The organism is Pedobacter sp. UBA5917 (assembly GCF_002432345.1).
GTDB lineage: Bacteria > Bacteroidota > Bacteroidia > Sphingobacteriales > Sphingobacteriaceae > Pedobacter.
Window position 1 is genome coordinate 1 of record NZ_DJDT01000080.1, and the last position, 6,888, is coordinate 6,888.

The 6,888-nt window shown below is 41.0% G+C and carries 5 protein-coding genes; all 5 read left to right on the forward strand.

Going from position 1 to position 6,888, the window contains the following annotated elements; genetic code table 11:
* Window positions 1–287 (forward strand): sigma-70 family RNA polymerase sigma factor (locus tag B2V92_RS05025; protein ID WP_293305246.1); only part of this gene is annotated, 287 nt, incomplete at its 5' end.
* A 74-nt stretch (window positions 288–361) separates the two neighbouring features.
* On the forward strand, window positions 362–1,354 hold the full coding sequence (locus tag B2V92_RS05030) for a FecR family protein (protein ID WP_293305249.1): 993 nt from the start codon (window positions 362–364) through the stop codon (window positions 1,352–1,354).
* Between the two features lie 187 nt (window positions 1,355–1,541).
* A complete protein-coding gene (locus B2V92_RS05035) occupies window positions 1,542–4,187 on the forward strand; it encodes a TonB-dependent receptor (protein WP_293305251.1) in 2,646 nt (881 codons plus the stop codon).
* A 4-nt stretch (window positions 4,188–4,191) separates the two neighbouring features.
* Window positions 4,192–4,983: a DUF4249 domain-containing protein gene (locus tag B2V92_RS05040; RefSeq protein WP_293305254.1), complete on the forward strand. Its 792-nt coding sequence runs from the start codon at window positions 4,192–4,194 to the stop codon at window positions 4,981–4,983.
* Between the two features lie 164 nt (window positions 4,984–5,147).
* Complete coding sequence (locus B2V92_RS05045; RefSeq protein ID WP_293305256.1) at window positions 5,148–6,782, forward strand: ABC-F family ATP-binding cassette domain-containing protein; 1,635 nt, start codon at window positions 5,148–5,150, stop codon at window positions 6,780–6,782.
* The last annotated feature ends 106 nt before the right edge of the window (window positions 6,783–6,888 follow it).

The window sequence follows — 6,888 nt, forward strand, 5'->3', positions numbered from 1 at the left end:
TAGAAGTATTAAGGAATAGCACGGAAGAAAACCTGTTAGAAAAAGAGCTGCTTAAAACCTATGATGAGGCCATTCAAAACTTACCTCCCCAGAAAAAGCTGATTTACCACATGAGCCGGACGGAAGAACTGAGCCATGAGGAAATTGCCGAAAAACTTAATATTTCGAAAAATACCGTAAAAAACCACATGGTAGAGGCCACACGTTTTATCCGCAATTATGTAAGTAAAAACGATAGTGTAATCTGTTTTCTCATTGCCGCTTCAAATTATTTTCATTCCAACTAGTCCTATAGCTTGCCACAGTTGTATTAGATGTAACAGGCCGGGCAGCGTAGCCCGATTTGCTTATTGGAAACACCGTGGAAGAAAAACAGCAATTAAAAGATCTATATCATTTGTACCTGAACAATCAGTGCAGTGAAGAAGAGCTCGAACGCTTTTTTAAGGCATTAAAAGATCAGGATAACGACAATGAAATTTTAGGATTAATGTCGGCCAGTTGGGATAATACGCACACTTTGCCCGATGTTGGCCTTACACCTGATTTCCTTCCTGTTGAAGCTAAACAGGTTAAATTAAATGATGTACAACCTCGCAACACAAAGCTGCGCAGGTTTATTGCGGTAGCTGCAGCCATAGTGGTGTTGGCAACCGGTGTGTACTTTTTCAGATCTGCTTTAAGCACATTTGTAAATCCTGTTCATCAACAGGAAACCTGGAGCGCTGGAGGCGAAAGAAAAAAAATACAGTTAGCCGATGGTTCGCAGGTATGGCTCAGCCCGAACAGTAAATTAAATTATCCCGACAAGTTTAACGGAAAGCAAAGAATGGTTAGTCTGGATGGGGAAGCTTTTTTTGAGGTTGCGCATGATGCAGCACATCCTTTTATCATCAAAACAGGAAAAGTGAACACAGTTGTACTGGGTACAAGTTTCAATATTTCGGCTTATCCAAAACAGCGTACCATCAATGTAACATTGGTAAGTGGAAAAGTAGCCGTAGCACTTAATGCTAAAAACAAAATCTACACCGAAACGATATTGCCAAACCAGCAGGTTATTGTAGATCGGAATAGCGAAAAACTCAGTAAGATAAACTACCCCGATGCAAGTTCCTTTTTGAACAAACGACTGGGTAAATATGAATATAAAGGCATAACGCTGCAGCAGGTTGTACGGGATATAGAATTACAATACAATATCGAAATCGGGTTGGATAACAACCTATCGGATAAAACTTTTTATGGTAACCTGGATATGAACGATGATGTAGCGCAAACTTTAAACAAATTATGCCTGGTTATGGAAATTAAATGGGAAAAGAAAGGGGAACACTATGAGATCATAAAATAAATGCCTGCCTCTGAAAATACAGAACCAGGCAAATATCCAATCAACTTAAAATGTCCGGGCCTTGAGAACTTTAGGACATCAAAAATTAATATTAATTATAAAGTTATGAAACCTGTTCGAGCTTATCGCTAGTAATCGGAAATAATTATGCCGGTATTAAACACATCATAACATTAAAACAGAAAAAATGAGAAAAAATGGACCTGTAAAGATCCTAACGGTTATTGCTTTGATCCTATTCCTGATGGCATTAATACAATCGCGGGCACATGCCCAGGATCCCTTTGATAAAAAGCTGAATATCACTTTAGAAAATGAACCGCTTAAGGATGCACTCGATAAGATGACCAAAGCTTCGGGCGTTAAATTTACCTATAACGAGCAGGTGGCCAACAGTAAAATAAAAATCACTGTCCATGCCATCAATAAGAGTTTAAAAGAAACGCTAACTGCTGCTTTTTTGGATAAACCCATTCAGTTTAGTGTGTTGGATAAAGAAGTTTTTATACGCCTCAATGCCGAAGCAGTAAAAAAGGCAGAGGCCGGTCCGGCGGCAAATCCAAACCAGAACAGAGAAAAATACACATTAAGCGGAACCGTTAAAGCGAAGGGTTCGGGCGAAACATTGATAGCTGCCTCCATTAAGGTTGCCGGCACTAACCAGGCTACAATGAGTAATGAGTATGGTTTTTATTCACTCACCCTGGGCAAGGGCGATTATGTAATAGAAATTAGGGGTGTGGGTTTTAAAACCTACAAAATCCCCGTTCAGTTAAACCAGAACGTGAAGCTTGATGCCACACTCGAAGAGGAAGATAACCAGTTGGAAACCGTTACGGTTAAAGCCACTTCCAATAGCCAGAACATTAAGAGCACGCAGATGGGCATGGAACGTTTCAGCATCCGCGAAACCAAAGAAGTTCCTGTTTTACTGGGAGAGGCCGATATTATTAAAACACTACAATTATTGCCAGGCGTTAAAACAGCAGGAGAGGGCAATGGCGGCATGTTTGTGCGTGGCGGTAGTTCCGATCAGAATATTATCCTGCTTGATGAAGCTCCTGTTTATAATGCCAGTCACCTGCTCGGTTTCTTTTCTACCTTCAATTCGGATGCGATAAAAAATGTTACACTTTATAAAAGTGGCATGCCTGCCCAGTATGGCGGTGGTTTATCATCGGTGCTGGATGTAAAAATGAACGACGGGAACAACCAGAAACTTGGTGTTAGCGGCGGAGTAGGGGTGATTGCCGCCAGGCTTAATATTGAAGGGCCGATACAGAAAAACAAATCATCTTTTTTGATTTCTGCGCGTAGAACCTATGCCGATATGTTTTTAAAACTATCGAGCGATACCTCCATCCGGAATACGCAGTTGTATTTTTACGATGTTAACGTAAAAGCAAACTATATTCTCGGCGAAAAAGACCGCCTTTTTGTTTCGGGTTACTTTGGGAAAGATGTACTGGCCTCCCAAAATTTATCGGGAATAAACTGGGGCAATGCTACCTCTACCTTACGCTGGAACCATGTTTTTAACAGCAAACTGTTTTCCAATACTTCACTTATATTCAGCAATTACAACTACAGGGTAAATGCAAACGACGATGAAAGCTCGCTTACACTTTTTTCACAAATCAGAGATTGGAGTTTTAAAGAAAATATGCAATGGTACCTGAACGAAAAAAATACCCTTACTTTTGGTTTAAGTTCAACTTATCACAGTATTAAACCAGGTGAGGTAGAAGCCTCTGGCGATTCCGGTTTCTTGTCGCAGGAATTCCAGAACCGCTTTTCGCTTGAAAACGCCGTATATGCCAGCAATACCTGGAAAGCGAGCGAAGCATTAAATATTACTTATGGGATAAGGCTTTCGGCCTTTAGCATATTCGGAAAAGGCGATTTTTACGATTTAGATCAGGACGGAAATGTAACCGGCACCACCCATTATAAAAGTGGCGAAGTGGTAAAAACCTATATTAACCCCGAGCCACGTGTTGCCCTGGCCTTACAGTTAAACGAGTTATCGTCAATTAAAACCTCTTATGTAAGGAATGTGCAGAACCTGCACCTCATTTCGAATGCCAATTCGGCCTCGCCAACTGATAGGTGGGTAGCTTCTACCAATATTATCAAACCCGAGCTCAGCGATCAGGTATCCATCGGTTATTACCGGAATATTAGCGACAATGCCTACGAGTTTTCGGCCGAAACCTATTATAAATCGCTGCAGAACCAGATCGATTACCGCAACGGGGCCGATATTTTTACCAGTAAACCTATCGAAACGCAATTGTTGTTCGGCAAAGGCCGTGCTTATGGACTGGAATTGCTCATCAAGAAAAAAAGTGGGCGCTTTACCGGATGGCTGGGTTATACCTTATCCAAAACTGAAAGGAAAATTGATGGCATCAACAATAATGAGTGGTATAATGCAAGACAGGACAAAACACACGACATTACTTTTGTGGGCATGTATAAATTAAGCCAAAACTGGACTGTTTCTGCCAATTGGGTATATTCGACCGGAAATGCAATTACCTACCCACGTGGCAAATATACCATGCTGGGCCAAAGTTATTTCTATTTTTCCGACCGCAATGCCGATCGGATGCCGGCCTACCACCGCCTCGATTTGGGCGCTACACGTTTGCTAAAACAAACCAAACGTTTCTCTTCCGAACTTAATTTTAGCTTATATAATGCATATGGAAGGAAAAACCCGTTCCGAATCACCTTCCGTGATAACGAATCTGATCCGAACCGAACGGAAGCCGTAAGGACAACTTTATTCCAGTTTATCCCTTCAATTTCTTACAACTTTAAATTTTAACCCGATGAAACCTATATTTTATTTAATACTGATGCTGGTGTTCCTCTCTTCGTGTGAGGATACAATAGACCTTAACCTGAAAGATCCCCAGATCAAATATGTAATTGAGGGTGCAATTACCAACGAACCCGGGCTTGTTAAAGTAATGCTGAGCCAAACGAAAGACTTTAAAGAGAACAACCAGTTTAATGGTGTAAGTGGTGCGCAGGTGAAGATCGAAAACGAAGGTATAACCACCGTACTTACCGAAAGCAGCAAAGGTGTTTACCAAACCGATAAAATAAACGGCAGGCCAGGTGTAACCTATCGCTTAACGGTTAATATCAATAATGAGGTATTTACCGCCAGCAGTACCATGCCGGTACCAGTTCCGTTGTTGGATTTTACACTTAAACCCAGCGATTACGAACGTACAAGGGTTACACCAAAAGTGAAGTACAGGGATGTGGCTTCAGTTTCGAATTATTACTGGTTTCAGCAATATATTAATGATAAAATCCAGTCGCAGTACAAAGTTTCGAGCGATGAGTTTACTTCCGGACAGGAAATTAACGAATACCTCGTTTTTGAAAACAACACAAAAGACGAAAGCAAGGATATTGTTAAAGGTGATAGGTTAACGGTAGAAATGCATAGCATCGATGCATCTGTATATACCTATTTATTTAGCCTTTTTAATGCCAATGGCTCTGCCGATGGTGCTGCACCTGCCAATCCAATCAGTAATATCAGCGGTGGGGCACTGGGTTTTTTCAGTGCGCATACCGTAGAACGTAAAACAATCGTAATTCCTTAATTCTATATCATAAACTAGTATTTTTTAAGCCTGCAGATCCTAAGCGCTGCGGGCTTTTCTATTTTATTTCACCAGGTTGTTTTATTACCCAATGCTTGTAATTTCTCTCCTGATAATCTAATCTCTTTCTTTTATCTTTGCCGCTGATTTAATATTCCATATTCGTGATTAATGTAAATAATATCTCCGTTTCATTTGGCGGAACCACCCTGTTCAGCGACGTAACCTTTTCGATAAACGAAAACGACAAAATAGCCCTTATGGGTAAAAATGGTGCAGGTAAATCTACTATTTTAAAAATTATTGCCGATGTAGCCAAACCTACTACAGGTAATGTTACCGGACCAAAAGAGGCTGTAATTGCCTATTTGCCACAGCATTTGCTTACGCAGGATCAGGTTACCGTTTTTGAAGAAACCATGAAGGCTTTTGCAGAGGTAAACCAGATGCAGAAAGAACTTGATGAGCTGAATGAACAGCTTACCATCCGTACCGATTACGAAAGCGACGATTACATGAAGCTGATTGAAAAGGTATCGGAACTGAGCGAGAAATTTTATTCCATCGAAGAAACGAATTACGATGCCGAAGTAGAGAAAGTGCTTAAAGGTTTAGGTTTTGAGCGTAAAGATTTTACCCGCCAAACTTCCGAGTTTTCGGGTGGCTGGCGCATGCGTATCGAACTGGCCAAAATTTTATTAAAGAAACCCGATCTTATCCTGTTGGATGAGCCAACCAACCACATGGATATCGAAAGTATCCAATGGCTGGAAGATTTCCTGATCAATTCGGCAAAAGCGGTAATGGTAATCTCGCACGACCGTGCCTTTGTGGATAACATTACCAACCGCACCATCGAAGTTACCATGGGCAGGATATACGATTATAAAGCTAAATACAGTCACTATTTAACATTACGTGCCGATAGACGCATCCATCAGTTAAAAGCTTACGAAGAACAGCAGCGTTTTATTGCCGATAACCAGGAATTTATCGACCGTTTTAGGGGAACCTATTCTAAAACCCTGCAGGTTCAATCGCGTGTAAAAATGCTCGAAAAGCTAGAAGTAATCGAGATTGATGAGGTTGATACCTCGGCATTGCGCTTAAAATTTCCGCCGTCGCCACGCTCAGGCCAGTATCCGGTAATGGTAGAAGAACTCACCAAAGCCTATGGCGATCATGTGGTGTTCGAAAAAGCCTCAATGGTGATCGAACGTGGTGAAAAAGTAGCTTTTGTAGGTAAAAACGGCGAAGGTAAATCAACCATGATCAAAGCCATTATGGGCGAGATTGATATTGAAGGAAATTTAAAGGTAGGGCATAATGCCAAAATCGGTTACTTTGCCCAAAATCAGGCCGCATTACTGGATGAAAACCTTACTGTATTCGAAACCATCGATCAGATTCCACTAAGTGATGGCTCAATCAAAATAAAAGACCTTTTAGGAGCCTTTATGTTCAGTGGTGATGATACCACCAAAAAAGTGAAAGTACTTTCGGGCGGGGAGAAAACCCGTTTGGCGATGATCAAACTATTGCTGGAGCCTGTAAATGTGCTGATCCTCGATGAGCCTACCAACCACCTGGATATGAAAACCAAAGACATTATCAAAGATGCCCTGAAAGATTTTGATGGTACCTTGATCCTCGTATCGCACGACCGTGATTTCCTTGATGGGTTGGTAAACAAAGTATTCGAGTTCGGTAATAAACGCGTACGCGAACATTTTGAAGACATTAAAGGTTTCTTGGCCTATAAAAAAATGAATAGCTTAAAGGAAATTGAGCAGAAATAGGGTTTGTTAATATCCAAAAAGTAGTGTTATAAGCTTTGTTTAAGGCCTTACGCTATGTCGCTTTGAATTACAAACAGGTTTTACCGAAGAACGCCCGTCAATCCCA